24 protein-coding genes and 1 tRNA gene are annotated in these 26,120 nt (G+C 48.7%); 12 read left to right on the top strand and 13 right to left on the bottom strand.

The window, feature by feature from the left end:
- Positions 1 to 4 precede the first annotated feature (4 nt).
- The 3 genes from HMPREF2675_RS07960 to HMPREF2675_RS07950 form a co-directional block, all read right to left on the bottom strand.
- Complete coding sequence (locus tag HMPREF2675_RS07960) at positions 5 to 679, bottom strand: hypothetical protein (RefSeq protein WP_070814656.1); 675 nt, start codon at positions 677 to 679, stop codon at positions 5 to 7.
- A 336-nt stretch (positions 680 to 1,015) separates the two neighbouring features.
- The gene (gene erpA / locus HMPREF2675_RS07955; protein ID WP_003680162.1) at positions 1,016 to 1,354 is read right to left on the bottom strand and encodes an iron-sulfur cluster insertion protein ErpA; all 339 of its coding nucleotides are present in this window, start codon (positions 1,352 to 1,354) and stop codon (positions 1,016 to 1,018) included.
- A 132-nt stretch (positions 1,355 to 1,486) separates the two neighbouring features.
- Complete coding sequence (locus HMPREF2675_RS07950; protein ID WP_003680158.1) at positions 1,487 to 2,173, bottom strand: S24 family peptidase; 687 nt, start codon at positions 2,171 to 2,173, stop codon at positions 1,487 to 1,489.
- A 261-nt stretch (positions 2,174 to 2,434) separates the two neighbouring features.
- On the opposite strand from HMPREF2675_RS07950, the gene HMPREF2675_RS07945 reads away from it, so the two are divergent.
- A complete protein-coding gene (locus HMPREF2675_RS07945) occupies positions 2,435 to 2,710 on the top strand; it encodes a hypothetical protein (RefSeq protein WP_003748371.1) in 276 nt (91 codons plus the stop codon).
- 76 nt (positions 2,711 to 2,786) lie between these two features.
- Here the strand turns inward: HMPREF2675_RS07945 and argC are convergent, their stop codons facing one another.
- Entirely contained in the window at positions 2,787 to 3,833 is a 1,047-nt protein-coding gene (gene argC / locus HMPREF2675_RS07940; RefSeq protein ID WP_070814655.1) for an N-acetyl-gamma-glutamyl-phosphate reductase, read from the bottom strand.
- 1,183 nt (positions 3,834 to 5,016) lie between these two features.
- Between argC and serB the strand changes: the two genes are divergently transcribed.
- The gene (serB, locus tag HMPREF2675_RS07935) at positions 5,017 to 5,847 is read left to right on the top strand and encodes a phosphoserine phosphatase SerB (RefSeq protein ID WP_070814654.1); all 831 of its coding nucleotides are present in this window, start codon (positions 5,017 to 5,019) and stop codon (positions 5,845 to 5,847) included.
- Positions 5,848 to 5,918: 71 nt separating this feature from the next.
- Here the strand turns inward: serB and lpxH are convergent, their stop codons facing one another.
- From lpxH to rpsT, 6 genes are all read right to left on the bottom strand, one after another.
- The gene (lpxH, locus tag HMPREF2675_RS07930; protein ID WP_070814653.1) at positions 5,919 to 6,626 is read right to left on the bottom strand and encodes a UDP-2,3-diacylglucosamine diphosphatase; all 708 of its coding nucleotides are present in this window, start codon (positions 6,624 to 6,626) and stop codon (positions 5,919 to 5,921) included.
- Between the two features lie 155 nt (positions 6,627 to 6,781).
- Positions 6,782 to 8,167: a PIG-L deacetylase family protein gene (locus HMPREF2675_RS07925; RefSeq protein WP_070814652.1), complete on the bottom strand. Its 1,386-nt coding sequence runs from the start codon at positions 8,165 to 8,167 to the stop codon at positions 6,782 to 6,784.
- Between the two features lie 239 nt (positions 8,168 to 8,406).
- Positions 8,407 to 10,215 carry an aspartate--tRNA ligase gene (gene aspS / locus HMPREF2675_RS07920; RefSeq protein ID WP_070589353.1) on the bottom strand — a complete coding sequence of 603 codons (1,809 nt, stop codon included), beginning with the start codon at positions 10,213 to 10,215 and terminating at the stop codon, positions 8,407 to 8,409.
- Positions 10,216 to 10,278: 63 nt separating this feature from the next.
- Positions 10,279 to 10,980: a DUF502 domain-containing protein gene (locus HMPREF2675_RS07915; protein WP_070814680.1), complete on the bottom strand. Its 702-nt coding sequence runs from the start codon at positions 10,978 to 10,980 to the stop codon at positions 10,279 to 10,281.
- A gap of 151 nt (positions 10,981 to 11,131) precedes the next feature.
- Entirely contained in the window at positions 11,132 to 12,271 is a 1,140-nt protein-coding gene (locus HMPREF2675_RS07910) for a phospholipase A (RefSeq protein WP_070814651.1), read from the bottom strand.
- 168 nt (positions 12,272 to 12,439) lie between these two features.
- Positions 12,440 to 12,703 carry a 30S ribosomal protein S20 gene (gene rpsT, locus HMPREF2675_RS07905; RefSeq protein WP_002212556.1) on the bottom strand — a complete coding sequence of 88 codons (264 nt, stop codon included), beginning with the start codon at positions 12,701 to 12,703 and terminating at the stop codon, positions 12,440 to 12,442.
- Between the two features lie 308 nt (positions 12,704 to 13,011).
- Between rpsT and HMPREF2675_RS07900 the strand changes: the two genes are divergently transcribed.
- Entirely contained in the window at positions 13,012 to 14,154 is a 1,143-nt protein-coding gene (locus HMPREF2675_RS07900) for an extracellular solute-binding protein (protein WP_070814650.1), read from the top strand.
- A 74-nt stretch (positions 14,155 to 14,228) separates the two neighbouring features.
- On the opposite strand, the gene HMPREF2675_RS07895 is transcribed toward HMPREF2675_RS07900, so the two are convergent.
- Positions 14,229 to 14,660: an EamA family transporter gene (locus tag HMPREF2675_RS07895; protein WP_003680126.1), complete on the bottom strand. Its 432-nt coding sequence runs from the start codon at positions 14,658 to 14,660 to the stop codon at positions 14,229 to 14,231.
- Positions 14,661 to 14,839: 179 nt separating this feature from the next.
- On the opposite strand from HMPREF2675_RS07895, the gene HMPREF2675_RS07890 reads away from it, so the two are divergent.
- Positions 14,840 to 16,516 carry a formate--tetrahydrofolate ligase gene (locus HMPREF2675_RS07890; RefSeq protein ID WP_070814649.1) on the top strand — a complete coding sequence of 559 codons (1,677 nt, stop codon included), beginning with the start codon at positions 14,840 to 14,842 and terminating at the stop codon, positions 16,514 to 16,516.
- Between the two features lie 65 nt (positions 16,517 to 16,581).
- Here the strand turns inward: HMPREF2675_RS07890 and HMPREF2675_RS07885 are convergent, their stop codons facing one another.
- Together HMPREF2675_RS07885 and fba are read right to left on the bottom strand one after the other, a co-directional pair.
- Positions 16,582 to 17,511, bottom strand: coding sequence for a glycosyltransferase family 2 protein (locus HMPREF2675_RS07885; protein WP_070814648.1), 930 nt, complete (start codon positions 17,509 to 17,511; stop codon positions 16,582 to 16,584).
- Between the two features lie 128 nt (positions 17,512 to 17,639).
- The gene (fba, locus tag HMPREF2675_RS07880) at positions 17,640 to 18,704 is read right to left on the bottom strand and encodes a class II fructose-bisphosphate aldolase (protein WP_003686828.1); all 1,065 of its coding nucleotides are present in this window, start codon (positions 18,702 to 18,704) and stop codon (positions 17,640 to 17,642) included.
- Between the two features lie 150 nt (positions 18,705 to 18,854).
- Here fba and HMPREF2675_RS07875 point away from each other — a divergent pair, with 150 nt between their 5' ends.
- The 8 genes from HMPREF2675_RS07875 (at position 18,855) to HMPREF2675_RS07840 (ending at position 25,564) form a co-directional block, all read left to right on the top strand.
- A complete protein-coding gene (locus HMPREF2675_RS07875; protein ID WP_070814647.1) occupies positions 18,855 to 19,283 on the top strand; it encodes an acyl-CoA thioesterase in 429 nt (142 codons plus the stop codon).
- Between the two features lies 1 nt (position 19,284).
- Complete coding sequence (locus HMPREF2675_RS07870; protein ID WP_070814646.1) at positions 19,285 to 20,181, top strand: tyrosine recombinase XerC; 897 nt, start codon at positions 19,285 to 19,287, stop codon at positions 20,179 to 20,181.
- 352 nt (positions 20,182 to 20,533) lie between these two features.
- Positions 20,534 to 21,463, top strand: a complete 930-nt coding sequence (locus HMPREF2675_RS07865; protein ID WP_070645848.1) for an energy transducer TonB — start codon at positions 20,534 to 20,536, stop codon at positions 21,461 to 21,463.
- A gap of 102 nt (positions 21,464 to 21,565) precedes the next feature.
- Positions 21,566 to 22,225 carry a MotA/TolQ/ExbB proton channel family protein gene (locus tag HMPREF2675_RS07860; protein ID WP_070645846.1) on the top strand — a complete coding sequence of 220 codons (660 nt, stop codon included), beginning with the start codon at positions 21,566 to 21,568 and terminating at the stop codon, positions 22,223 to 22,225.
- Between the two features lie 3 nt (positions 22,226 to 22,228).
- On the top strand, positions 22,229 to 22,666 hold the full coding sequence (locus HMPREF2675_RS07855) for an ExbD/TolR family protein (protein WP_003748410.1): 438 nt from the start codon (positions 22,229 to 22,231) through the stop codon (positions 22,664 to 22,666).
- Between the two features lie 132 nt (positions 22,667 to 22,798).
- Positions 22,799 to 24,460: an electron transfer flavoprotein-ubiquinone oxidoreductase gene (locus HMPREF2675_RS07850; protein ID WP_070645844.1), complete on the top strand. Its 1,662-nt coding sequence runs from the start codon at positions 22,799 to 22,801 to the stop codon at positions 24,458 to 24,460.
- An 83-nt stretch (positions 24,461 to 24,543) separates the two neighbouring features.
- Positions 24,544 to 25,395 carry a dihydropteroate synthase gene (folP, locus tag HMPREF2675_RS07845; RefSeq protein WP_070814645.1) on the top strand — a complete coding sequence of 284 codons (852 nt, stop codon included), beginning with the start codon at positions 24,544 to 24,546 and terminating at the stop codon, positions 25,393 to 25,395.
- A 93-nt stretch (positions 25,396 to 25,488) separates the two neighbouring features.
- Positions 25,489 to 25,564, top strand: a tRNA-Ile gene (locus HMPREF2675_RS07840).
- The last annotated feature ends 556 nt before the right edge of the window (positions 25,565 to 26,120 follow it).

Below are 26,120 nucleotides of genomic sequence, written 5' to 3'. Positions count from 1 at the left end.
CAGTTTAGAAGAATTTTGCAGCGATATAGCCGAGAGCAAGCAGGCTCAAAACGGCGAATACGATGGCCATTGTAAGCAGAAACTGTGTTTTCTTCCTTGCTGCAAGTGCGGCCAGCTCTGGATTTTGGCCTAACTCTTCGCGTAATTGGGATTCCAACTCAGCGCGGATTTTCTTACGCAGTTTTTTCTCTTCCTGTTCGCGCTCATATTTGAGCTTGTGGGCAATTTCGGTTTGTTTTTTATGCTCGAAAGAGATTTTTTCCTGCCATTCAATGCGCTTGCGCTGGATAGCCAGCTCATTTTTCTCTGTCAAATCAAAGTGGCAGGTTTTGCATTCCTGTGCATCTAATTCGTCAATTATCGTCATGCAGACTGGGCATTGGATAGAGTCGGGCGTGTTGACTGCCAACACGGGTTCTTCTTCGACCGCTTCCAACTCCATAGACTGACGGACGATCACGTCCAAACCCAAATAGCTGAAGTAATGCTGCGCATTTTCGCGCTCGTCTTGGGTACATTTTTCGGCCACAATGGCTTGCGGACGCTCGGCCAAGGCTTGAATCAGGCTCTCGACTTCGTTTTCGGGCAGGTTCTCATACAGGCAGGCGTGGATGAGCTCCCTATCTGTGTTCGGCGGATAGGAAACGTATACGTCGAAAAATTTTTCTTGTTTGCTCATTGATATCCCATGAGTATTTCGACTGCGTCAACCAAATGGGTCTAGCCTAATGTTTTGTTCTTGTGTTTGAGCTGTCTTGGCTTATGATACGAGCCAGAACAGAGGCTGCAGTCTCAGGCAGACCAAGTACGGTTTGCCTTTGTGTCGTTAATCGGCTGGACAATAATTTTTTATTTATATGGAAACATGCATGTCCAATGTTATGTCTATTGTAGAGTAAATATTCACGCCCGATATTATTATTATAAAGTAAATCTAAAATTGTTTAAAATAAATTCACACAAAAGGCCGTCTGAAGATACAGACGGCCTGTTTTTTGTGGCAAAAACGGATTGTTTATACGGAGAAGGATGAGCCGCAACCGCAAGTTGTCTCTGCATTCGGATTGCGGATGACGAATTGAGAACCTTGCAGGCTTTCGGTGTAGTCGATTTCTGCACCAACCAGATATTGGTAGCTCATCGGGTCAACCAAGAACGTCAGGCCGTTTTTCTGGATTTCAAAATCGTCGTCGTTTTTGATTTCATCAAAGGTAAAACCATATTGGAAGCCGGAGCAACCGCCGCCGTTGACGAATACGCGCAATTTCAAATCGGGATTGTTCTCTTCGGCAATCAGGTCGGCAACTTTGGTGCAGCAGCTGTCAGTAAAGATAATAGGGCTTTCGTCTGACATGATGTGATTCCTTTTATATGAATATTTTTACTATTGTCGCGCAAACCGTTAGTCAAGGCAAGTTTGTGCAGACAGGGTCTGCCAGCTTACATGGAGGGCATGGCAGAAATTTCAAGCACCAGTATGTCAGATTTAGATGCTTCTGCCAAACCATTCTACACGGCCGATGATGGCAACGTCGTCGGTCGGGTTTTTCAAGTCGATTTCAAAAGTAGGGTAGGCTTCGTTGGCGGAAATGACGTTGACGATGCCGCCGGGTATCAGTTGCAGGCGTTTGACTAAAAGGTTTTCGTTGAGGCGCAAAACATAGAGGCCGTCGCGCGGCGTGGTTTGGCCGTGGTTGATGAGGATGGTGTCGCCATCATTAAGCACGCCTTCCATCGAGTCGCCTTTGACTGAGATAACGGAAAGGTTTTTGATGTCGCGCGTCACATAATTTTCTATCCAATAGCGTCGGAACGCCATGGCGAACATGGGCTGTTCATCGCCGACGAGCTGGCCGTGTCCGGCCGCTGCTTGGATGTCGTAACGCGGTACGAAGACAAATTCGTCTATATCGACAGGGTTGCCCAGTGTGTCGGTTGCCGTGGCTTTTGGGGCTTCGGAATCGGGGAAGGGAGAACCTTCGCCTGTCAAAAGCCAGTCTATGCTACAGCCTTTAAGTTGTTTGATTTTTTTTAGCGTTTCCGATTTCGGCAGGCCGCCTTCGTTCCAGATACGGCTGAATCCGGCGATGGTCATATCGATGTCGGCGGCAATTTTGGCTTGGCGGGCTTCATCTTTCCATAAGAAAGCCAGGCGGTCTTTAAAGGTATCCATGTTTATGCCTTTATGGAGGTATGTTTTTTATATGGTTTGGACGATTTGAGTGTATTTTACCTTAGTTTTTATAAAATTGTAAGAAAAAAATTACTCAATCTAAGAAAAAGTATTGCATATTTTATTTTTTCTTAGTATTATTCGTTTTGTCTTAGATAAATCGATATTTCTAGTTTTATATTTGATTTTTCTTAGTTTAGTTTTATTTGGTTTAGTTTTTCTGATTTAAACCTGCTATATGATTATGATGAGAGGTGTGAAATGACTCGTTCGCGTAAAAATATTTTTTGGGTGCTGCTGGCGTTGGTGCTGGGTTTTTTTGCCCTGCCTTTCGGATCTTCGGAAGCGCATGAAGCGGACGGTAATTTGACGGCTTCGGAATGCGAACGCTTGGGCAGCTTGAGTTTGGATCAGATGGACGGCAGGCTGCTGGCTTTTGCGAAAGAATGCGATATGGTGGAGGCTACCCACGATTGGGAGCAACAGTACGGCAACTTGAATGAAGAAGAAATGCTTGCCGGCGTGGTGTATGAGTGATGTTTGTGAATGAATCGATAAAGGCCGTCTGAACGATCAAAGTTTCAGACGGCCTTGTGTTTTTAATAAGGATGGCTTAAGGCATCAATGGTGCATTAGTCAGGCCGGTGATTTCGGGTAGGCCGAACATGATGTTCATATTCTGTACGGCTTGACCGGCTGCGCCTTTAACCAAGTTGTCGATGACGGAAAGAACAATCCACACATCGTCTTGATCGGGCGCTTTTTGAACGCTGATACGGCAAAGGTTGGCACTGCGCACGCTGCGGGTTTCAGGTGTCGAACCTGAAGGCAAAATATCGACAAAAGGACTGTCGCGGTAGTATTCGCGCAGCAAGGCTTCAGGATCAGTGTGTTCTTGCAGGTGCAGATACAGGGTAGCGTGCATACCGCGTATCATCGGAACAAGGTGTGGTACGAAAATCAGGCCGTCTGAAACATGGTCTTGCAGTCCGGACAGGGTTTGTCGGATTTCAGGCAGATGGCGGTGGCCGCCGACGCCGTAGGCTTTGAAGTTATCGCCAGCTTCGCACAACAGGGCGTGGGTGCTGGCTTTGCGGCCTGCACCGGAAACACCGGATTTACAGTCGGCAATCAGAGGCGCGTTGGCTTTCAGACGGCCAGCCTGAAGCAGTGGCAATAAGGGCAGGGAAACGCAGGTAGGGTAGCAGCCCGGATTGGCCACCAACATGGCTTTGGCGATGTCGTCTTTGTAAAGTTCGCACAAGCCGTACACCGCTTGGGAAACAAGTTGCGGCGCGGTATGGGTCATTTTGTACCATTTTTCCCATGTGGGGATGTCGCGGATGCGGAAGTCGGCAGACAGGTCAATCACGCGTACGCCTTTTTCGACAAGGGACGGTGCTTCTTTCATGGCTACGCCGTTGGGCGTGGCAAAGAACACGAGGTCGCAACGGTTAAGCCCGGCATCTTCAGGCGTTTGGAATGCAATGTCGTAAATGCCGCGAAGGCTGGAGAAGTAGTCCGCTACTGCAATACCGGCTTCGCTTCGGCTGGTGACGGCAGTAACCTCTGCGTTGGGGTGGCTGCTGAGCAGACGCAACAATTCAACGCCTGTGTAACCGGTTGCACCGACGATACCAATTTTAATTTTTGTGGTCATGGTGTGGCTCCTTTGTAGGGATAACGATGCGTTTGATTATATAGTAATTGATTGCCGTCGGTCAGCGGTGCTTGTGCCAAGCTTTGCAATAGAGGGTTAAACAGGCCATCTGAAATATGGGATTAACGATATTGGAGAGAGGATTTCAGACGGCCTGAAAGTTTGGGAAAACGTGGTTTGCAGTTTTATTTGACTATGGCTTTGAGATTAGTGTTTTTTATTTATAGCCAATATCTTACAAAGATTATAGACCTCATGTTTTGAAAACCTTTTATCTTTATCCTATCCATACGAACACAAAATAAAAATGTAAAAAAATGCCCCCGGGTTGGAGGACCGGAGGCAAGTATCCAAGGAGTAGCTCTCATCAATAAGAACTAGTTACTTGGTACTATATCCCTTGTTAGAATTGAAAGCAAGTGCTTTGCACATTTTAACATTTAAATAATTTTTTCATTCAAATTCAGTGAGCTATCAGACAGGGATTGAATCTTGAGATGATGGTAATAGAGGATAGGTTAAGAACAATTAAAACGGCAGGTATCAGTGATTGGGAGCAGCCATACTCTGAGCATTACTCTGATGTGTGTGTACATGGCCATATTGATTGAGTCGGTCGGGGGGGCTGAAACCTTCTGACTAACCGAGTTGAGCTAAAGTGAGGCCTTCTTCAAACTGATTGATAAAATAGCTGAAAGGCATGAAATGCGTGCGCAGATGAGGAAGGATTTGTTTTTAAATATAAATTTACAAATCATTTATTTCATTCAATTTTGATATTATTAAACCATCGGGCCAAAAAAAAGGTTGCCATCGGAAGGGGAGCCGTTGGCAACGAATGGAGGTGGTAATGCAATGAAAGCTAGATATAAGGAGTAGTACCAAACTAGCTATAAGTAACTATATCGGAACTGTAAGAAAAATCAACAGAAGTTGCCTGTTACTGGCAAAAATTTTTAGTCGGCTTGCCTAAAATCAAATTTTTGAGTAATTGCTTGGTTAGTTGATGCAGGGATTGGTAGCTCTGCTGAATTGTTTACAGGCCGTCTGAGAATTGCCGGAGTTGTTCGGCTATAATGCTGTTTTGGTTTTTTAAGGCCTTTGCAAAAATACGGTTTCGTTGTTTTAAGCTGAATGTGTACCCGATATGTTTGTAAAGGTTTTGGGGTATGAGGAGAATGAGATGAAGAAAGTTTTGGTGTTGCAACATGGGGATTTGGGCGCTTGCGACTGGTCGGCATTTGGCGGTTTGGTGTCTGCGCCATCAGGGAAGTCGGTGTTGCGCGTGCCGGTTGATGATGATTTTGAATTGACGGACGAGATGCGTGAGGCGTTGATTGCGCAGCAGATAGATGGTGCGGTGTTGCCGGATGTGGCTTTTGCTGATTTGGGACTGATTGTCAGCGATATGGATTCGACGCTGATTACGATTGAGTGTGTGGATGAGATTGCGGCCGGTGTCGGGCTGAAGGATGAGGTGGCCAAGATTACGGAGCTGTCGATGCGCGGCGAGCTGGACTTTGAGCAGTCTTTGCGCAAGCGTGTGGCCTTGCTGGCCGGTTTGGATGAGCGTGTGTTGGAAGAGGTGTACGAGAATGTGTTGCAGCTGTCGCCGGGCGCGGAATTTTTGCTGGAAGAGTGCAAACGGAATGCTGTGAAGTTTATGCTGGTGTCGGGCGGGTTTACGTTCTTTACGGAACGTCTGCAACAGCGTTTGGACTTGGATTTCCATTTTGCGAATGTGTTGGAAGTGGAAAACGGCAAGCTGACAGGCCGTCTGAAAGGGCGGATTATCGATGCGCAGGCTAAGGCGGATTTGTTGCGCGAATACCGTGAGCGTCTGGGTTTGGCTCCGTGGCAGGTGGTGGCGATGGGCGATGGTGCGAATGATATTCCGATGATACGGGAGGCAGGATTCGGCATTGCTTATTGGGCGAAACCGAAAACCGAAGCGAATGCGGATGCGTGTGTGCGCTTTGGTGGTTTGGAACGGATACGCGGTTGGTTTGCGTAAACCGTTTGAGGATGTTTGTCAGTCAGGCCGTCTGAACAATCGGGAAACCGGTTTTCAGACGGCCTGATGTTTTATAAGGCAATAAAACGGTAGCCTTCGGCATCGACTTCGAGAATGGAGGCGTAATTGTCGCGCCAGTCGCCGAGTACGATGCGGGTGTAATCGGCGTTGCGATGGATGTTTTCGCGGTGGGTATGGCCGTGGATGAGCAGGGGCGTGTGGAAGCGTTGGACGGTTTCGTGGGTAAAGGTTGGATTGACGTCCATAATGTCGGCGGTTTTGTATTGTTTGTCCTGTTTGCTCTGCTTGCGGATTTTGGTGGCGATGTTCAGTCGGAGTGTGAGCGGAAGGAGTAGGAACAGGCGTTGCAGCCATTTTTGATGGACGGTACGGCGGAATTTTTGATAAGAATGGTCGTCGGTGCAGAGGGTGTCGCCGTGACAGAGCAGGGTGGGTGTGCCGAACAGGTCGATAACGGTGTACTCGGGCAGTAAGATCATGCCGGTATCGCGGGCGAAGGTTTTGCCGATGAGGAAGTCGCGGTTGCCATGGATAAAATAGCAGGCAATGCCGCGCTCGGTCAGGCTGCGGATGGTTTGTTTGATGGTTTGAACCAAAGGGCTGTTTTCGTCATCGCCGATCCAAAAATCGAAAAGGTCGCCAAGAATGTATACGGTTTGGGCGTGAACGGCTTTTTCTTGGATAAATTTTTGGAAGAGTGCGGTCAGTTGAGGATGGGATTCGCTCAGGTGTAAATCGGCGATGAAGTAAATCGGCATGATGATGTGGGACGTGTGGGAAGGGTTTTATTATAACTTGGGTTGCCGCGTTTGGATTTGGGCTTGGTATTTTTCGTTTGTAATGCGGTGATTTTATTGTTTTGATTTGGTGTGATAAAGGCCGTCTGAAACATCTTTTCAGACGGCCTTTGGGTTTATTGGGCTTTGCCCTGATAGGTAATTTTTTTCAGCGTCTCTTCTTGGTACAGGTCGGTAATGGGGACGGTATAGAAGAATTCGTTGCTGCGGACAAAGCGGTTGACCAAGTCTTTGTCGAGATGAAGAACGTGGTGCCGCAGTTTGTTTAGGCCTTTGAATATCATGGTACTCCAACGCATATAGCCGTCTGAATTGGGACGGATGTCGTTCATGGCGTCAAGGGCGAGGAGTTTGCGGTTTTGCTCTTCTTTATCCAAAGGATGGGAATAAATGCTTTGGAAGTAAAACGGTTGCTCGGAGGGCGGCGGCAGGCTGAGGGAAGACCCTACTTTGCCGATAGGGAAGTCGTCGCTCAGATAATGTATGGTGTGCAAAAACAGATTACCGCGGCGGTAATCGATTTTACGCAGGGCTTCGATGGCGGCCAGCGCAGTATGTTGGTGGTCGGGATGCGTGTCAATATTGGGGGACGGCGTCACGATAATATCCGGCTGGAACGTTTCTATCAGATAGCCAAGGTTGGCTACCAAGCTGTTCCAAGTCGAGCCGGGTTTGAGATGTTTCGCCAATGGGGAGGTATTGGCACTGCGGAAAATATCGACATCGGTCGTATCGATTTTGGTCGATTTAATCTCTTTTTCCGGATTTTGGCGCATGGCGGTCAATGTGCTGTCGAAGTAGCCCAGCTGCAGGATGTTTTCAGACGGCACGCCGGCCAAAAGGGGAACGGCTAGGCTGTTCCAAACGCGCATCCGGCCTTTTTGTAGATATTGTGCCTGGGTGTCGAAGTCGCATGTGCTGTAAAGGTTGCCATAGTGGAAGCTGCCGCCTTCGCTGGCGGTTAAAGTGCAGATCATTGAATTGGCGGCGTGTTTTTCGTACAAGCCGTATGCGCTGAGTTCAGCATCGTCAGCATGAGGCGCGAGGACAAGGATTTTTTTGCCGTCGAGGTTCTCACGCGGATAAACAGAGAGTTCGATTTCTTGATCTGGCAAGGACAGGTATTTGCCTTCCAAGCGGATGGTTTTGTCGTTGTCGGAAAAGGTGTCGCTCAGATTGATATAGCGCACGCCTTTTGCGCCGTATTCGAAATATTGCTTCCATTTGCCTTTAGATGAAATGGTTTCAACAAAAGGCAATATCAGTAATCCTGCCCAAGTGGATTTGATACGGATTTTGGCAATAACGGTATCTTGTCCGCTGATAGTAGCAGGCAAAGTCAGGCTGCCACCCTTGAGGGTGGCATGCGCGGTAGAGGGAAGGGAGGGATAGTTATAATCTTGGTGTGTGTCGTAGGCGAACTGTTTTTTATGAATAATAGAAGTAATAATAAACAAAGTAACAAAAAAAATCAGTATCAGCCCAATTAGTATCAGAAACATTGTCAGGTTCCTTTATTGTTATAACAGCTATGATATTGCTTGCGAAGTCTATTTGTTTGTTTTTCTTACAAACGGTTGTTTTTTGTACTCTGACGTCATTAAAGAAAACGTTTAAAATAAAACAGTTTGCGGGTTGATTATATATAAACGACCAAAATGTAGAAAGGCCGTCTGAAAGATTTGAAAGAAATTTCAAAAATTTCAGACGGCCTTGATATTTTAAAGGTTAAACCGATAAATTATGCTTCTTTTGTTTCAACTGCTTTCTGACGCAGACGCAGGCTCAACTCGCGAAGTTGTTTGTCGTCGACCACATTAGGTGCATTGGTCAGCAGACATTGTGCACGTTGTGTTTTCGGGAAGGCAATCACGTCGCGGATAGATTCTGCACCGGTCATCAGGGTAACCAGACGGTCGAGGCCGAATGCAAGGCCACCGTGAGGAGGTGCACCGAATTTCAGGTTGTCCAAGAGGAAGCCGAATTTCTCTTGTTGCTCTTCAGGGCTGATTTTCAGCGCGGCAAACACTTTCTCTTGTACGTCTGCGCGGTGGATACGGATAGAGCCGCCGCCGATTTCCCAGCCGTTCAATACCATGTCGTAGGCACGGGCCAGGCAGTTTGCAGGATCGGAAACCATCAGGTCTTCATGACCTTCTTTAGGCGCGGTGAACGGATGGTGTACGGCAACGTAGCGGTCGGCTTCTTCGTCGTATTCAAACATTGGGAAATCGACAACCCACAAAGGTTTCCATTCGTCTACGAAGTAGCCGTTGTCTTTGCCGTGTTCCAAGCCGACTTTGATACGCAATGCGCCGATGGCTTCGTTCACAACTTTGGTTTTGTCTGCGCCGAAGAAGATGATGTCGCCGTTTTGCGCACCGGTGCGCTCGATGATTTCTTTCAGGGCATTTTCGGACAGGAATTTCACGATTGGAGATTGCAGGCCGCTGTCTTCGCCGTTGGAGAGGTTGCTCACATCGTTTACTTTGATGTATGCCAGACCTTTCGCGCCGTAGATGCCGACAAATTTAGTGTATTCGTCGATTTCTTTGCGGCTGAATTTTGCGCCATTCGGTACACGCAGAGCGACCACGCGACCGCCTTTCATGTCGGCTGCACCACGGAAGACTTTGAATTCTTCCGTTTTCATCAGGTCGGTCAATTCGGTGAATTTCAGGTTGATACGCATATCCGGTTTGTCGGAGCCGTAGTAGAACATGGCTTCAGAGTAAGGCATACGTGGGAAGTCGCCCAAATCTACATTCAAAGCATCTTTGAAGACTTGTTTGGCCATGCCTTCGGTGATGTCCATGATTTCATCCTCGTTCAGGAACGAGGTTTCCAAATCGATTTGAGTGAATTCAGGTTGGCGGTCGGCACGCAAGTCTTCGTCACGGAAACATTTGGTGATTTGGTAGTAACGGTCGAAACCCGCCACCATCAACAGTTGTTTGAATAATTGCGGCGATTGAGGCAGCGCGAAAAACTCGCCCGGATGAACGCGGCTCGGCACGAGGTAGTCGCGCGCGCCTTCCGGAGTGGAGCGGGTCAGCATCGGTGTTTCGATGTCGATGAAGCCTTGTGCGTCCAAGTAGCGGCGAACGCCCATAGCGACTTGGTAACGCAGGCGCAGGTTGCGTTGCATGGCAGGACGGCGCAAGTCGATAACGCGGTTGGTCAGGCGAACGTTTTCGCTGATGTTTTCATCGTCGATTTGGAACGGAGGCGTAGCGGCAGCGTTCAAGACTTCGATTTCTTTGGCAAGGATTTCGATTTTGCCGGAAATCATTTTGTCGTTGGTTGTACCTTCAGGACGGTTGCGTACGCGGCCGGTAATGCTCAAGACGTATTCGTTGCGTGAAGAGTCGGCAGCGGCAAATGCTTCCGGAGTGTCAGGGTCAATCACGACTTGAACGATGCCTTCGCGGTCGCGCAGGTCGATAAAAATCACACCGCCGTGGTCGCGTCGGCGGTGTACCCAGCCTTTGACGGTAACGGTTTGGTCTAAGTATTGCTCGCTGATAAGGCCGCAATAGTTGGTACGCATAAAATCACCTTTTTATATTGTTCAATTTGAAAAGAAGGAAAGGCCGTCTGAAAAAAGAAGACCTTAATTGTTGTGTTCGGTATCACCGTTTTTAGACGGCTTTTGGGCGGGTAGGGCTTTAACCGGTAAGTCGTCCGGCATCACCATGCCCAGCGAAATTACATATTTCAATGCCTGATCCACACTCATGTCCAGCTCGCGAACGTCGCTTTTTTTAACCATGATGTAATAGCCGCCGGTCGGGTTGGGTGTGGTTGGGACGTAAACGGAAATATAGTCCTCATCTTGCGGCAGGCTGCCTTTGAATTTGTCGGGGATATGACCGGAAACAAAGGCTATCGTCCAAATGCCCGGTTGTGGAAAGGGAACCAGTACGGGGGTTTTGAACGAGCGGCTGCTGTCGGAGAGCAGGGATTCGGAAACTTTTTTAACGCTGGAGTAGATGGATTTGACGACGGGAATCCGACCCAAAAGGCTGTCCCATGCGCCGAGAATCCGTCTGCCTAAAACGTTGGCGGCAAATACGCCAGTAACGAACAAGACGATGGTGGCGGCAACAATGCCCAAACCGGGTATGTTGAATCCCCAGAAATGCTGGGGCTGCCAGCTTTCCGGCAATAGGCTGATCAGTCTGTCGGCGGCGGATATGATGTAGGTCATCGCCCAGATGGTTACGGCAATCGGCAACCAAACCAGTACGCCTGTAATCAGGTATTTCTTTAAAGCCTTGGCGATTTTTCCGCTTTCGGCTGCTGCTTCTGTCATCTTTGTTTCATTCCGGCAAGTTTTGCCCAAACTTTGCATTATACGCGTTTGGGCGCTAGGAAACGAGTATTTTAAACGAATGGCTTGTTTTGTTTTATTGTTTCAGACGGCCACCTTGATTGCACAGGCCGTCTGAACAATATGGGGGGAATTAGATTCCGTCCCAGTCGTTGAACATCAGGCCGAAGCCGATGCCGTTTTGTTTGTGGTTGTAATCAATCAGGCTTTCGCCGTAGCCGTGGAAACCGCGGACAACGCCTTTGAGTTTGCCTTTAATTGGGAAGGTATAAGCAGCTTCAACGGCACCGCGTCCGCTTTTGGGGTTGTAACGCAGGACGGAATAAACATTTTGTTTGTCATTGAAGCGGTATTGGACTTTCAAGTCGCCGTAGCCCATGTATTTGTTGATGTCCGGATTGTCGTCGTCATCTCCTTTTTGATCGAAGGCGCGCATCCAAACTCTAGGAATGACGGTCAGCTTGCCCCATTCCATGCCGGCCATAGCGTAAACCCGGTTCCATGATCGCGATTCCGGGCGGCTTTGACCGTTGGACTGGTGAACAAAACCTGCGCCAACCATACGCAGTTTGCCGCCGAAAGGCAGGTCTGCTTTAACGGGTTGGGTAATGAAGATTTCAGGCTCGTAGTCGGTGTTGCGGAACGGTGCGGATTTGCGGCCTTGGTTGAAGATTTGCCAGTCGGATTTTTGGGTATAGCCAAACCATACGTCGGCACGGGTTTTGAATAAATCTTCGGCAATCTTGCTTTTGAAGGAAACCTGCATTTTGGTTTCGAGACGTTTCTGTTCGCTGAATTTTTCCTGCGTGGTTACGCCGCGACTGGGGGATTCTGGGTGGTAGTTGGGGCTGCTGTTGTACCAAACGGGCATGAGGTACATAGGGTTGTGCTCGCGTACGCTCAACAGGCCGCGTGTGTCGTTTTTATCCAAATCGTACATCAGGCTTAAAGGCGTGTAGCTGTCGGCAGTTTCGCTTAATACGTCGTCTGAAATATTCGGATGGGTAGGGTTGTCGAATACGATGGCCGCTTCTTTTTTCTCAATGCTCTTGCGGACGCTTTGTTCGAGGTCAACCGGTGTTTTGGCGGTTTCGGTTTGCGCTTGTGGCAGTGGGGATTGAGGGGGAAGTTGCGCCGAGTAGATGTTGTCGTAACACGCCAAACGGGTGGCGTTGTCTTGAATGGTGGTGCAGTGTAGGGCGGAATCGGCGGCAGCCAGCGGGGCGGCGGCAATGAATCCGATACTTAGAGAGTGTTTCAACATCTTGTTCATGAAAGTTTCCGTTGTTTGCAGACGGCCTGATGAAAGGGGAAATGGTTTTATTCAGTCGGTTTGGGCTATAGAATACGGCAATGCCCCTGAAAGGCAAGGCCTCAGGGGCATCGTATCAGCTCGATTATCCTGCTTTGGTTGTCAGGATTTCCGGCATCTGCGTCAGTATTAAGCCAAAGCTTTTACTTTAGCAGACAGACGGCTTTTGTGACGGGCTGCTTTGTTTTTGTGGAATACGCCTTTGTCAGCGATGCGGTCGATGACTTTAACGGATTCTTGGTAAACTGCTTGAGCAGCAGCTTTGTCGCCGGCTTCAACTGCTTTCAACACTTTTTTCACAGCGGTACGGAATGCAGTACGCAGGCTGGCGTTGTGGGCGCGTTGTTTAACCGACTGGCGGGCACGTTTGCGGGCTTGTGCGCTGTTTGCCATATTGAATATCTCCTGAAAAATAAATTCTGTAAACGCGCAATTTTAAAGACAGATTTCCTTGTATGCAAGCTTTTTCTCTATAAACGCGCGCAAATCAGCCGTATTTTGCCCAAAAACGACAGCCGGTGCAACGCTTTTGGGAAAAAGATGATGTTGCTCTGCCTTATTTCAATAAAAATCAGATGGATATTGCTTTTCGTTTGCTTACGTTTCCATTACAATAGCCTAACTCTGCGCCGGGGTGTTTATGGGGTGCAGGGTTTCTTATTTATTGACATTAACCACTCTTTCATCAGGAATCTGCCCGTATGAAAAAATCTGTATTAGCCGTATTGGCCGCATTGTCTTTGGCCGCGTGCGGCGGTGGCGAGAAAAAAGCCGAGCAACCTCAAGCGGGCAGCGCGCCTGCTGCCAATGCCGAGGCAGCCGCTACCGATACTTTGAATATCTACAACTGGTCAAACTACGTTGACGAAAGTACAGTCGAAGACTTCAAAAAAGCCAACAATTTGAAGCTGACTTACGATTTGTATGAAAACAACGAAACACTGGAAGCCAAAATGCTGACCGGCAAATCCGGCTATGACTTGGTTGTACCCGGTATTGCCTTCCTGCCGCGCCAAATTGAGGCAGGTGCATACCAAAAAATCAATAAGGATCTGATTCCGAACTACAAAAACATCGACCCTGAATTGCTGAAGATGTTGGAAACTGCCGATCCGGGCAATCAATATGCCGTTCCTTATTTCTCCGGTGTGAACACTTTGGCGATTACGGCGAAGGGTAAAGAGCTTTTGGGCGGCAAGCTGCCTGAAAACGGCTGGGACTTGCTGTTCAAACCTGAATACACCAACAAGCTGAAATCATGCGGCATCGCCTTGTGGGATACGCCGAGCGAAATGTTCCCAATTTTGTTGAATTACTTGGGTAAAGATCCTAAAGGCTCGAATCCTGAAGATTTGAAAGCGGCGGCGGAAGTGTTGAAGTCTATCCGTCCTGATGTAAAACGTTTCAGCCCTTCCATCATTGACGAGTTGGCGCGCGGCGACATCTGTCTCGCAGCGGGTAACGGCGGCGACTTGAACTTGGCGAAAGCCCGTTCTGAAGAAGTGAAAAACAATGTCGGTATTGAAGTCTTGACGCCGAAAGGCATGGGCTTCTGGATTGAATCTTGGCTGATTCCGGCCGATGCGAAAAACATCGCCAATGCCCACAAATACATCAACTACACGCTTGATCCAGAAGTGGCTGCGAAAAATGGTATCGCCGTAACCTTCGCCCCAGCCAGCAAACCTGCACGCGAAAAAATGCCTGCCGAGCTGGTGAACACACGTTCTATTTTCCCGAACGAGCAAGACATGAAAGACGGTTTCGTCATGCCTCAAATGAGCGCAGATGCGAAAAAACTGTCTGTCAACTTGTGGCAAAAAATCAAAGTCGGTTCAAATTAATATTGAGCTGATTGTTTGAAGTAAAGCAAAGGCCGTCTGAAATTTTTCAGACGGCCTTTTTGATGTCCCAATCTTTATCGTTTCAAAGCCAAAGTCAATACGCCTGCGGTTACCAAGCCTAAGCCTATCCACTCCTGCGTGCTTGGGCGTTCGTCTAAGAAAACGACGGCCATCAGGGCGACCAAGACCAGGCTGAATTTGTCGACGGGCGCGACTTGTGAGGCGTTGCCCAGTTGCAGGGCTTTGAAGTAGGCAAGCCAAGATGCGCCGGTAGCGAGGCCGGATAGGATGAGGAATGTCCAGTTGCGGCCGGTAAAGCCGTTCACGCCCTGCCATTTGCCGGTGTAGGTTAAAAACAATACCAAAGCGGCGAGGATGACCAAGGTGCGGATAAAGGTAGCGAAATCTGAATCTATACCCTGTAAACCCATTTTGGCGAAAATGGCGGTCAATGAGGCGAAGCCTGCCGATGCTAATGCCCAAAACAGCCATGCGTTGCTGCTCATGTTTTATTCCTTTGTTTCAAATTGTTGACAATATGAATCCGCTTGTTGATGAAATATCGAAATTTTCACTGCGGTTTGTCTTTGGAAAACGCTATAATAGAACTAATATTCTTTTTCTTCCAGCCGTCTTTAATTATATTGTTTCAGACGGCCTTTCCCTCTCTCAATAAAGGAAAATCATGAGCTTCAAAACCGATGCTGAAATTGCCCAGTCTTCCACCATGCGCCCGATTGGTGAAATTGCCGCCAAGCTGGGTTTGAACGTTGACAACATCGAGCCCTATGGTCATTACAAAGCCAAAATCAATCCTGCCGAGGCATTCAAGTTGCCGCAAAAACAAGGCCGTCTGATTTTGGTGACCGCCATTAATCCGACTCCTGCGGGTGAGGGTAAAACCACTGTAACCATCGGTTTGGCGGACGCATTGCGCCATATCGGTAAAGATTCCGTTATCGCCCTGCGCGAGCCTTCTTTGGGTCCGGTGTTTGGTGTTAAAGGCGGCGCGGCAGGCGGCGGCTATGCCCAAGTTTTGCCAATGGAAGACATCAACCTGCACTTTACCGGCGACTTCCATGCCATCGGCGCGGCGAATAACTTGCTCGCTGCCATGCTCGACAACCATATCTACCAAGGCAACGAGTTGAACATCGATCCAAAACGCGTCCTGTGGCGTCGCGTGGTCGATATGAACGACCGCCAGTTGCGCAACATCATCGACGGTATGGGCAAACCTGTTGACGGCGTGATGCGTCCTGACGGTTTTGACATTACCGTTGCTTCCGAAGTGATGGCGGTATTCTGCCTTGCCAAAGACATCAGCGATTTGAAAGAGCGTTTGGGCAACATCCTTGTCGCCTATGCCAAAGACGGCAGTCCTGTTTATGCCAAAGATTTGAAAGCGAATGGCGCGATGGCGGCATTGCTCAAAGATGCGATTAAGCCTAACTTGGTGCAAACCATCGAAGGCACGCCCGCCTTCGTACACGGTGGCCCGTTCGCCAACATCGCCCACGGCTGTAACTCTGTAACGGCTACCCGTTTGGCGAAACACCTTGCCGATTATGCCGTAACCGAAGCAGGCTTCGGCGCGGATTTGGGTGCGGAAAAATTCTGCGACATCAAATGCCGTCTGGCGGATTTGAAACCTGATGCGGCTGTTGTCGTGGCCACTGTCCGCGCTTTGAAATACAACGGCGGCGTGGAGCGTGCCAATCTCGGCGAAGAAAACCTCGAAGCCTTGGCAAAAGGTCTGCCTAATCTGCTGAAACACATTTCCAACCTGAAAAACGTATTCGGCCTGCCCGTCGTCGTCGCCATCAACCGCTTCGTGTCCGACTCCGATGCCGAGTTGGCAATGATTGAAAAAGCCTGCGCCGAACACGGCGTTGAAGTTTCCCTGACCGAAGTATGGGGCAAAGGCGGCGCGGGCGGCGCAGACTTGGCGCATAAAGTCGTTAACGCCATCGAAAATCAACCGAACAACTTCAATTTTGCCTACGATGTTGAGTTGAGCATTAAAGACAAAATCCGTGCGATTGCCCAAAAAGTGTACGGCGCGGAAGATGTTGATTTCAGCGCGGAAGCGTCTGCCGAAATTGCTTCACTGGAAAAACTGGGCTTGGACAAAATGCCGATCTGCATGGCGAAAACCCAATACTCTTTGAGCGACAACGCCAAACTGTTGGGCTGCCCCGAAGGCTTCCGCATTACCGTGCGCGGTATCACTGTTTCCGCAGGCGCAGGTTTCATCGTTGCGTTGTGCGGCAATATGATGAAGATGCCGGGTCTGCCGAAAGTTCCGGCTGCCGAGAAAATTGATGTGGACGCAGAAGGCGTGATTCACGGCTTGTTCTGATTTAGATTGATTTTGAAATAGATAAAGGCCGTCTGAAACCGAGGTTTCAGACGGCCTTTTATGATTTAAGTGAATTTCAACCGGCTTTTTAAGAAATTGAAGAAATTGTCTATCATGTCGAACATGGTATTGCGGTCTTCGCCAAACAATGAAATGCTGCGGTCTTTGCTGATTCTGTCATAGGCGGCAAAAATGGTTTTCAGCTCTTCAGTGGTCAAGCGCAGTTGCTTTTCGTACAAGATGCGGCTTAAGAGCGTTACTTCCGTCGCGTTCAAATCAGGGAAGAGATGACTGATCCACAACTCCATGGTGTATTGGACGGATCTGTTGATTTTGTCTCTTTTTTTGCTTTCTTGAGTTGTGTGTATCCTGTATGACAACAAAGGCTCGGGCAGGTTGGCAAAGGTTTTGCCATGTAGGGCGCATTGCACCCACATATGGAAATCGGGAGCGGTTTCTGTCGCGGTGTAGTTTATCTCAAGGTTTTTAATGCTGTCGTGCCGCCACATGGTGGTGGGGTTGAACATGTTTTGGGCGGCAAAGGAGAGAAAGGCTTTAATGTCTTTGTCGAGCAGGGGGAGGTCGCTTAAAACGGGTTCTCTTCCGGATTGGTCGTCGAAAAAGATGGTGGCTTGGCTGCCGACAATATCGATTTCGGGATGGCTGTCTAAAAACTGAATCTGTTTTTCAAAACGATCCAAGGCGCAAATATCGTCCGCGTCCATTCGTGCCACATATTCGACCTCTACGTCTTTGAGCATATTCATGGCAAATTGGCAGGCAAACGGCTCGCCCCTGTTTTCCGGAAGGTGGAAAACCTGCAAACGTGAGTCTTCGGTTGCGTAAGCTTCGAGGATTTCGCCGGTTTTATCTGTTGAAGCATCGTTGACGGCGATAACGAAAAAGTCGCGGAGTGTTTGATTCAATACCGAATCCAAGCATTCGGGCAAATAAGCTTCGGCGCAATAGGCCGGCAAAATAACGGCGAGTTTCATGTTTGCTTTCGATGTATTTTGATGTGTAGTCGGTGGAAGATTTTACTATAAATTTCCCAAAAGCTAAGGCCGTCTGAAACCTTATTGCCAAGTTTTCAGACGGCCTTAGTGTGAATCCGATCTACGGATTATTTAACGATTTGGTTCAATTCGCCTTTGGCGTATTTGGTTGCCATTTTTTCCAAAGAAATCGGTTTGATTTTGTCGGCTTGGCCTTCGCAACCGAATGCGAGGTAGCGGTCAAGACAGATTTGTTTCATGGCTTCGACGGTTTTGCTCAAGTATTTGCGCGGGTCGAATTCGGATGGGTTTTCTGCCATGAAGCGGCGGATGGCGCCAGTAGAGGCGAGGCGCAAGTCGGTATCGATGTTAACTTTGCGGACACCGTGTTTGATGCCTTCGACGATTTCTTCAACCGGTACGCCGTAGGTTTCACCGATTTTGCCGCCGTGTTCGTTGATGACTTTCAGCCATTCTTGCGGAACGGAGCTGGAACCGTGCATCACGATGTGGGTATTCGGCAGGGCTTGGTGGATTTCTTTGATGCGGTCGATACGCAATACATCGCCTGTAGGCGGACGGGTAAATTTGTATGCGCCGTGGCTGGTGCCGACGGCAATCGCCAGTGCGTCAACGCCGGTATCTTTAACGAAACGTACGGCATCTTCAACGCTGGTCAGCATTTGGTCGTGGGAAAGTTTGCCCACTGCGCCGACGCCGTCTTCCTCGCCGGCTTCGCCGGTTTCGAGGTTGCCCAATACGCCGATTTCGCCTTCAACGGACACGCCGCAAGCGTGGGAGAAGTTAACGACGGTACGGGTGGCGTTGACGTTGTATTCGTAAGAAGAAGGGGTTTTGCCGTCTTCCATCAGCGAGCCGTCCATCATCACGGATGAGAAGCCCAGTTGGATAGAGCGTTGGCACACATCAGGAGATGCGCCGTGGTCTTGGTGCATCACGACGGGGATGTGCGGGAATTCTTCGACTGCGGCCAAAATCAGATGGCGTAGGAATGGGGCACCTGCGTATTTGCGTGCGCCTGCGGATGCTTGAACGATAACGGGGGCGTTGACTTGGTCGGCCGCCTCCATAATGGCGCGCATTTGTTCGAGGTTGTTAACGTTGAATGCGGGCAGACCGTAGCTGTTTTCGGCGGCATGGTCCAACAGTTGGCGCATGGATACGAGTGCCATGAGAAGCTCCTGAAGTAGTGAAGGGTAAATTTATCCGATAAATTATAATGTTTTTTGAAATGAAAAACTACAAGCTGCTACATTGTTTTTATATATTAACGAACAGGGTCTCGGTTTATAATGGCAGAGTATTGAAAACGGGTGTGCAAAATGGATAGGATTTCGGTGGCCGAATGTGATAAGCCTTTGTTTCAGACGGCCTTGACGGTTCAGGTGGGCGATGTGAACTATGGCGGCCATTTGGCGAACGATGCAGTGTTGCGTTTGTGCCATGAAGTGCGGATGCGTTGGCTGGCGACGCTGGGTTGGAGTGAAATGGATGCCGGCGGGGTTGGCCTGATTATGGCGGATGCGGCGGTGCAGTATTTGGCACAAGGTCATCATGGCGATGAGCTATCGGTGGAGATGGGTGCGGCAGGCGTGGCCGGTGTAGGTTTTTCTTTGCTGTACCGTATCCGCAGGATTTCAGACGGCCTTGTGTTAGCGAAAGTACAGACAGGCATGGTGTGTTTCGACTATGGCAAACAACGCGTCTGCCGTCTGCCTTCGGCCTTGAAAGCAGCATTGGAGGCCGTCTGAAATGGCGGAATCAAATCATTTTGCGCTTCATCTTGAACGCTATCTGAAAACCTTGTCGCAACAAGGTAAGTCGCAGCATACCGTTTCCGCTTATCGGCGCGATTTGAGTGAATTGATGCGCCTGTTGCCCGATAATCTGAAAAACGACCTGCCGACGCGCCGTGATTTTGTGGCGGTATTGAAAAAGCTGTCGCAAAAGGGTTTAAGCGAAAGCAGCTTGGCGAGGAAATTGTCGGCATGGCGGCAGTATTGCAGTTGGCTGGTGCAGATAGAAGTCATGGAAAGCGACCCGACGTTTAATATGAAAGCGCCGCGCCTGCCCGAACGCCTGCCCAAAGCGCTGCCGCAGGAACCTTTAAACCATATCCTTGACCATGCGCCGGTTGATGACGAGTTGGATGTACGCGATAAGGCCATGTTTGAATTGATGTATGGCAGCGGTTTGCGCCTGAGCGAGATACAAGGGTTGAATCTGAACAGTATCGTCTTGGATGAAGGCTGGGTCAGTGTAAATGGTAAAGGTGGCAAGCAGCGGCAAGTGCCTTTGGTGGGCAAAAGCATTGCGGCATTACGCGATTATCTGGCGGTGCGTATTGCCAAAGAGGGCGAGCAGGCCTTGTTCACCAATAAAAACGGCGGCAGGCTGGGGCAGCGTCAAATCCAAAAACGCCTGCAGGCGTGGGCAGTGCGCGTGGGCAGTGCCAGCCATATCTCGCCGCACATGATGCGCCACAGCTATGCAACCCATCTTTTGCAGGCATCGGGCGATATCCGTGCCGTACAGGAATTGTTGGGGCACAGCAACCTTTCCGCTACGCAAGTTTATACAAAGCTGGACTTTGACCATTTGGCGCGCGTTTATGATGAGGCGCACCCAAGGGCGAAACGGAAAAAATGATTTTGTTTGAATTAGGCCGTCTGAAAGAATGTTTTCAGACGGCCTGATGTTTTATGGATAAAAAATACAGATGGTTTGAAACCATTTGAATTTTTATCGGTCTGATGAGGTTTAAATATTGGCCTGATGTGCGGATGGCATAAAGATTGTAAGAGTCGATGGCTTTTTTAATACCGTTTATCTTTTCAGATGGCCGCTTGTTTGATAATATTAGTAATGAGAGCTAATATCATATTATGATATACAGCCTTTAAAACAGCAGGTCTATAAACTTTCTCTATAAGCATTAATGCTTATTTTGACTGTAAAACGACTTGCAAACGGGAATTGTTGCTATTAACATAACGGAATTATGGATAAAAAACGAATTTTAACTCCAGCCGTCGTGACTTCCGTTGCGTTGATTCACGTCGGTTTGGTTGCACTTTTATGGCACGCGCACAAACCGCCTCCTGTCGAAATGGCGAATATTGAATTTGTCGATTTAGGCGATTTCGGCGGTGGCGACGGTAGTCCTGAGGGCGAAGGCGCACCTGCCGCCCCCGAGCCAACCCCCGAACAACCGAAACCCAAGCCGAAACCCAAACCTAAGCCTGTCGAGCCGCCCAAACCTGTTATCAAACCTGTGGTAACGAAAAAAGAAAAAGCGGATATCGTACAGCAAAAGGAAAAACCAAAACCGATCGAGAAACCTAAGCCCGAGCCTAAGCCGGAACCCAAACCTGAGCCGAAGCCCGAACCAAAACCTGAACCAAAACCAGAGCCGAAGGCAGAACCTAAACCATCTCCCAAAGCATCTGAACACTCAGGCAGCAAAACCGGGCCGAATACTGCTGAAAACGGTAAAGGCAACGGCGAAGGCAAAGCCTTGGGCGGAGAAGGAAAAGGCAACGGCGGCGGTACGAAAGGTACAGGCAGCGGCCGTGGCGAAGGCAGCGGATCTGGCAGCGGCGGTGCGAAAGGTGAACATGGTTCCGGCACCGGCGGTGGCGGAGGTGGCAGCGGTACAGGTGCCGGCAGCAGTAAAGGCAATCCTGCAAAAGGAACCTGCCATATTCCAAGACCTCCGTATCCTTCACTGTCCACTGAAAATGGTGAAGAGGGCTTGGTTGTTTTGAAAGTCTTGGTTGGTCCCGGCGGTAAAGTGGATTCAATTAGTGTGAATAAATCAAGTGGTTATAGTCGTCTGGATAATGCAGCGCGTAAAGCCGTTAAAGATGGTAGCTGTCATGCAAGCGTTTGGACTGAATTTAAAGTACCTGTCAAATTCACGCTCGAATAAGTATCTAGGCCTAAGCTGATTGATTAGAAAATATATGCTGTTGGGAAATGATTTTAAATGACCCGATAGAAATTTTAATTTTATTTTTAACTTGGAAAAATTATGGATTTAAGTTTAGTTTTCAAATCAGGTGATGTGGTACTGATTGGTGTATTTGTCCTGATGTTGTTGATGAGTGTGGTGACTTGGAGCGTTATTGTGATCCGCTGCATCAAATACCGCAAAGCGAAAAAAGGCAATGCTCAGGTAAAAGAGTTGATGCTGAATGCGTTTACGCTGGCTGATGCCGTACAAAAAGCCAAAGCGGTAGAAGCACCGATGAGCAGTGTTGCCGATGAGTCTCTGCGCGCATACCAAAACTACCGTCAAACGACAAGCAAATCGCTGATTGACGAATTGCCTTTGAACGAATATTTGGTCGTTCATATCCGTAACAGTTTGGCCCAAACCATGCGCCAGTTTGACTACGGTATGACCGCTTTGGCCTCTATCGGTGCAACCGCTCCGTTTATCGGTCTGTTGGGTACTGTTTGGGGTATTTACCATGCCCTGATCGGCATCAGCGAAAGCGGTCAAATGAGCATTGCTGCGGTAGCCGGTCCGATTGGCGAGGCTTTGGTATCGACTGCTGTCGGCCTGTTTGTGGCGATTCCGGCCGTATTGGCGTACAACTTCCTCAATCGCGGTACGAAAACCATCGCGCAAGATATGGACGCATTTGCACATGACCTGCATGTCCGCCTTCTGAACCAAAAGGATTAAACCATGGCTTTCGGATCAATGAATTCCGGCGATGATGCGCCGATGTCGGATATCAACGTTACGCCTTTGGTGGACGTGATGCTGGTGTTGCTGATTGTATTTATGATTACCATGCCGGTGCTGACCCACTCGATTCCTTTGGAGTTGCCGACTGCTTCGGAAAAAGCGGCAAAAGAGGATAAGCAGCAGCCTAAAGATCCTTTGCGTTTGAGCATTGATGCCAGTGGTGCTTATGTTGTTGGCGGCGATTCTGATGCCAAAGTGGATTTGGCAACGGTAACTGCCAAGCTGAAAGAAGCCAAAGCGAAAAACGAAGATGTGATTGTGGCGATTGCGGCGGATAAAGCGGTTGAATACGATTATGTCAACCAAGCCCTGCAAGCGGCGCGCGAAGCCGGTATCAGCAAAATCGGTTTTGTAACGGAAACCAAAGCGCAGTAATCTTTTGAATACAGTCAAGGCCGTCTGAAATTTGAGTAAAGTTTCAGACGGCCTTTTGTTGTATTTGGTAACTATATGTCCAGGCTGTATAATTAGCGGATTAAATTGAATAATGACAATACAGGAACCACTATGACAGAAACCATCGAACGCGACAGTATGCAATACGATGTCGTGATTGTCGGCGCAGGCCCGTCGGGTTTGTCTGCCGCCATCAAACTCAAGCAGCTTGCCGAAAAGAATGGACGCGAAATCAGCGTTTGCGTGGTGGAGAAGGGTTCGGAGGCCGGTGCGCACTCGCTTGCAGGCGCCATCATCGATCCGATTTCTTTGAATGAGCTGATTCCTGATTGGAAAGAAAAAGGCGCGCCGCTGACGCGTACAGTGACGAAGGACAGGGTTTTGTTCCTGACCGAGAAAAAAGCGTTCAACCTGCCGATTACCCCGAATTTCGACAACCATGCGAATTACATTGCCAGCTTGGGCGAAGTTGTCCGCTGGTTGGCAGAGCAGGCGGAAAATTTAGGCGTGGAAATTTATCCGGGTTTTGCCGCTGCCGAAGTCCTTTATCACGAAGACGGTTCGGTCAAAGGCATTGCGACCGGTAATATGGGTGTGGGCAAAGACGGCGAACCGACCGATTCATTCCAGCCCGGCATGGAGCTTTGGGCGCAGCAAACCATATTTGCCGAAGGCTGTCGCGGCTCGCTTTCCAAGCAAGTCATTGAACAATTTAAGCTCGACCAAAACAGCGAACCGCAAACTTACGGCTTGGGCATTAAAGAAATTTGGGAAGTGCCGTCTGAAAAACATCAGCCCGGTTTGGTTATGCACAGCGCAGGCTGGCCGTTGGACAGCAAAACCTATGGCGGATCGTTTATTTATCACTTTGACGAAAACAAAGTTGCTGTCGGCTTTGTGGTAGGCTTAGATTATCAAAACCCTTATCTGTCGCCGTTTGAAGAGTTCCAACGTTTCAAAACCCATCCTGAAATCCGCAAAACCTTTGAAGGCGGCCGCCGTATCGCTTATGGCGCGCGTTCGTTGATTGAAGGCGGTTTGCAAAGCCTGCCGAAACTCTCGTTCAAAGGCGGCGTTTTGGTCGGCGATGCCGCAGGTTTCCTGAATATGCCGCGCATCAAAGGCATCCATACGGCCATGAAATCCGCCATGCTTGCCGCAGAAGCCGTATTTCCTTTGTTAGAAAACCTCGAAGAAGTGGAAAGCTTCGACAGTGGCAAAGAAGCCACCGATTATCAGCAACGCTTTGAACAAAGCTGGCTGTATCAAGAGCTTTACGCCGCGCGCAATGTCCGTCCGTCATTCAAATGGGGCGTTTACCTCGGCTCAATCTATACCGGCATCGACCAAATGATTTTTAGAGGCAAAGCCCCGTGGACCTTGAAACATCACGGCAAAGACAACGAGCAGCTCAAAAAAGCCGCCGAATGCAAGCCGATTGATTATCCGAAGCCTGACGGCGTTTTGACCTTCGACCGTTTGAGCAGCGTTTTCCTTGCCAACCTTGCACACGAAGAAAACCAGCCTGACCATTTGGTGCTGAAAAATCCGCAGGTCATGATAGATGTAAACTACAAAGAATACGCCTCGCCCGAAACCCGCTATTGTCCGGCCGGCGTATATGAAATCGTCGAAGAAAACGGTAATCCGCGCCTGCAAATCAACGCCGCCAACTGTGTTCACTGCAAAACGTGCGACATCAAAGACCCGACGCAAAACATCACTTGGATTTGTCCCGAAGGCGCAAGCGGGCCGAATTACGGCGGAATGTAATTGACTGTTTGAAGTCAAAACCTAAAGACCGTCTGAAAAATTTCAGACGGCCTCTATCCTATTATTTCATCAATGGACGCATTATGAACACACGCATTTGGCAGGCAGGCCGATTTGAAATCGCCTTGGACAAACCGAAAATCATGGGCATCGTCAATCTGACCCCCGATTCATTATCCGATGGCGGCACCTATTCGCAAAATGTCTCAACAGCATTGGCACATGCCGAGCAGCTGCTGAAAGACGGCGCGGATATTCTTGATATCGGCGGCGAATCTACCCGCCCGGGTGCGGATGATGTTTCTCTCGAAGAAGAATGGGCCAGAGTGCAGCCGGTTTTGGCGGAAGTGGCCAAGTGGAATGTTCCCGTCAGCTTGGACACGCGCCACACGGCAATCATGGAAAAAGCCTTGGCGCAAGGCGGCGTCGATATTATCAACGATGTTGCCGCATTGAGTGATGAAGGCGCAGTCGCATTATTGGCTCAACAGCCGACGACAGGCGTGTGTCTCATGCACATGCAGGGTTTGCCCAAAACCATGCAGCTTAATCCGCAATATCAAGATGTCGTCGAAGAAATCGCGCGTTATTTAAAAGCACGCGCGGCAGAATGCGTTCAAGCAGGCATTGCCCCCGAACGCATCACGCTCGACCCCGGCTTCGGTTTCGGCAAAAACCTGCAACACAACATTACCCTGATACAACATTTGCCTGAGTTGATGGAAGCAACCGGATTCCCCCTTCTGATCGGCATATCGCGCAAAAGCATGATTGGCGAGCTGACAGGCGAACAAGATGCCGCCAAACGCGTACACGGCAGCGTGGCAGCCGCTTTGGCCACAGTCGCCCGAGGCGCGCAAATCATCCGTGTTCACGATGTTAAAGCAACGGCAGATGCTTTGAAAGTTTGGGAAGCATTGGGTGTATCGGCATAATGCCCGAATAGAAAACCAACTGGCCGTCTGAAACATTTGCCCGGCATCTTGAACAAGCAACAAGTTATGCTATAATCCGCTTCTACTCTTGACGGGTCTGTAGCTCAGGGGTTAGAGCAGGGGACTCATAATCCCTTGGTCGTGGGTTCGAAACCCACCGGACCCACCAAATATTAAAAATGCCCGAGGCTTTTGGCTTCGGGCATTTTTGTATTTATTGGTTTGTGAAGGGTTGGAATATAATGTCGAGTATAGCAATTCGGTTATGTCGTCCAATATATTTTTAGGGAAAATTCTTTTTAAAAAAGAAGGAGTAGTTTGGTGGAGTTATTGCCTTATTTTCTGTTTTGTTTAGTATTTTTGTATTTTATTGCAATTATAATTAATTCAGTAATGGTATATAAAATATTAAAATCAGAAGGGATGGATATAGGGTTTTTGGAATATCTATTTATTGGAAGTATGCAATTCAAATCTTTCAGGGTGCTGTTTGGAATACAAAAAATATCCAATAAATTTTATCTGAAAATATTAAGAATAAATTTTACGGTTGCTATAATTATTCTTATTTTATGTTTTTTCTGTTGTCTCATATTTGATGTATTCAGTATAAAAATTAACCTATCAAATGAAAGTCATTTATTTAAACTGAGACCTTTGCAAAATTCCTCAAAATCCCCTAAATTCTCACCCAGACATTTAGGGGATTTCTCATGAGCACCTTC

Source organism: Neisseria sp. HMSC061H08, assembly GCF_001836795.1.
GTDB lineage: Bacteria > Pseudomonadota > Gammaproteobacteria > Burkholderiales > Neisseriaceae > Neisseria > Neisseria subflava_A.
The sequence above is the reverse complement of the archived record's forward strand: the minus strand, read 5'-3'. Positions and strand labels throughout refer to the sequence as shown.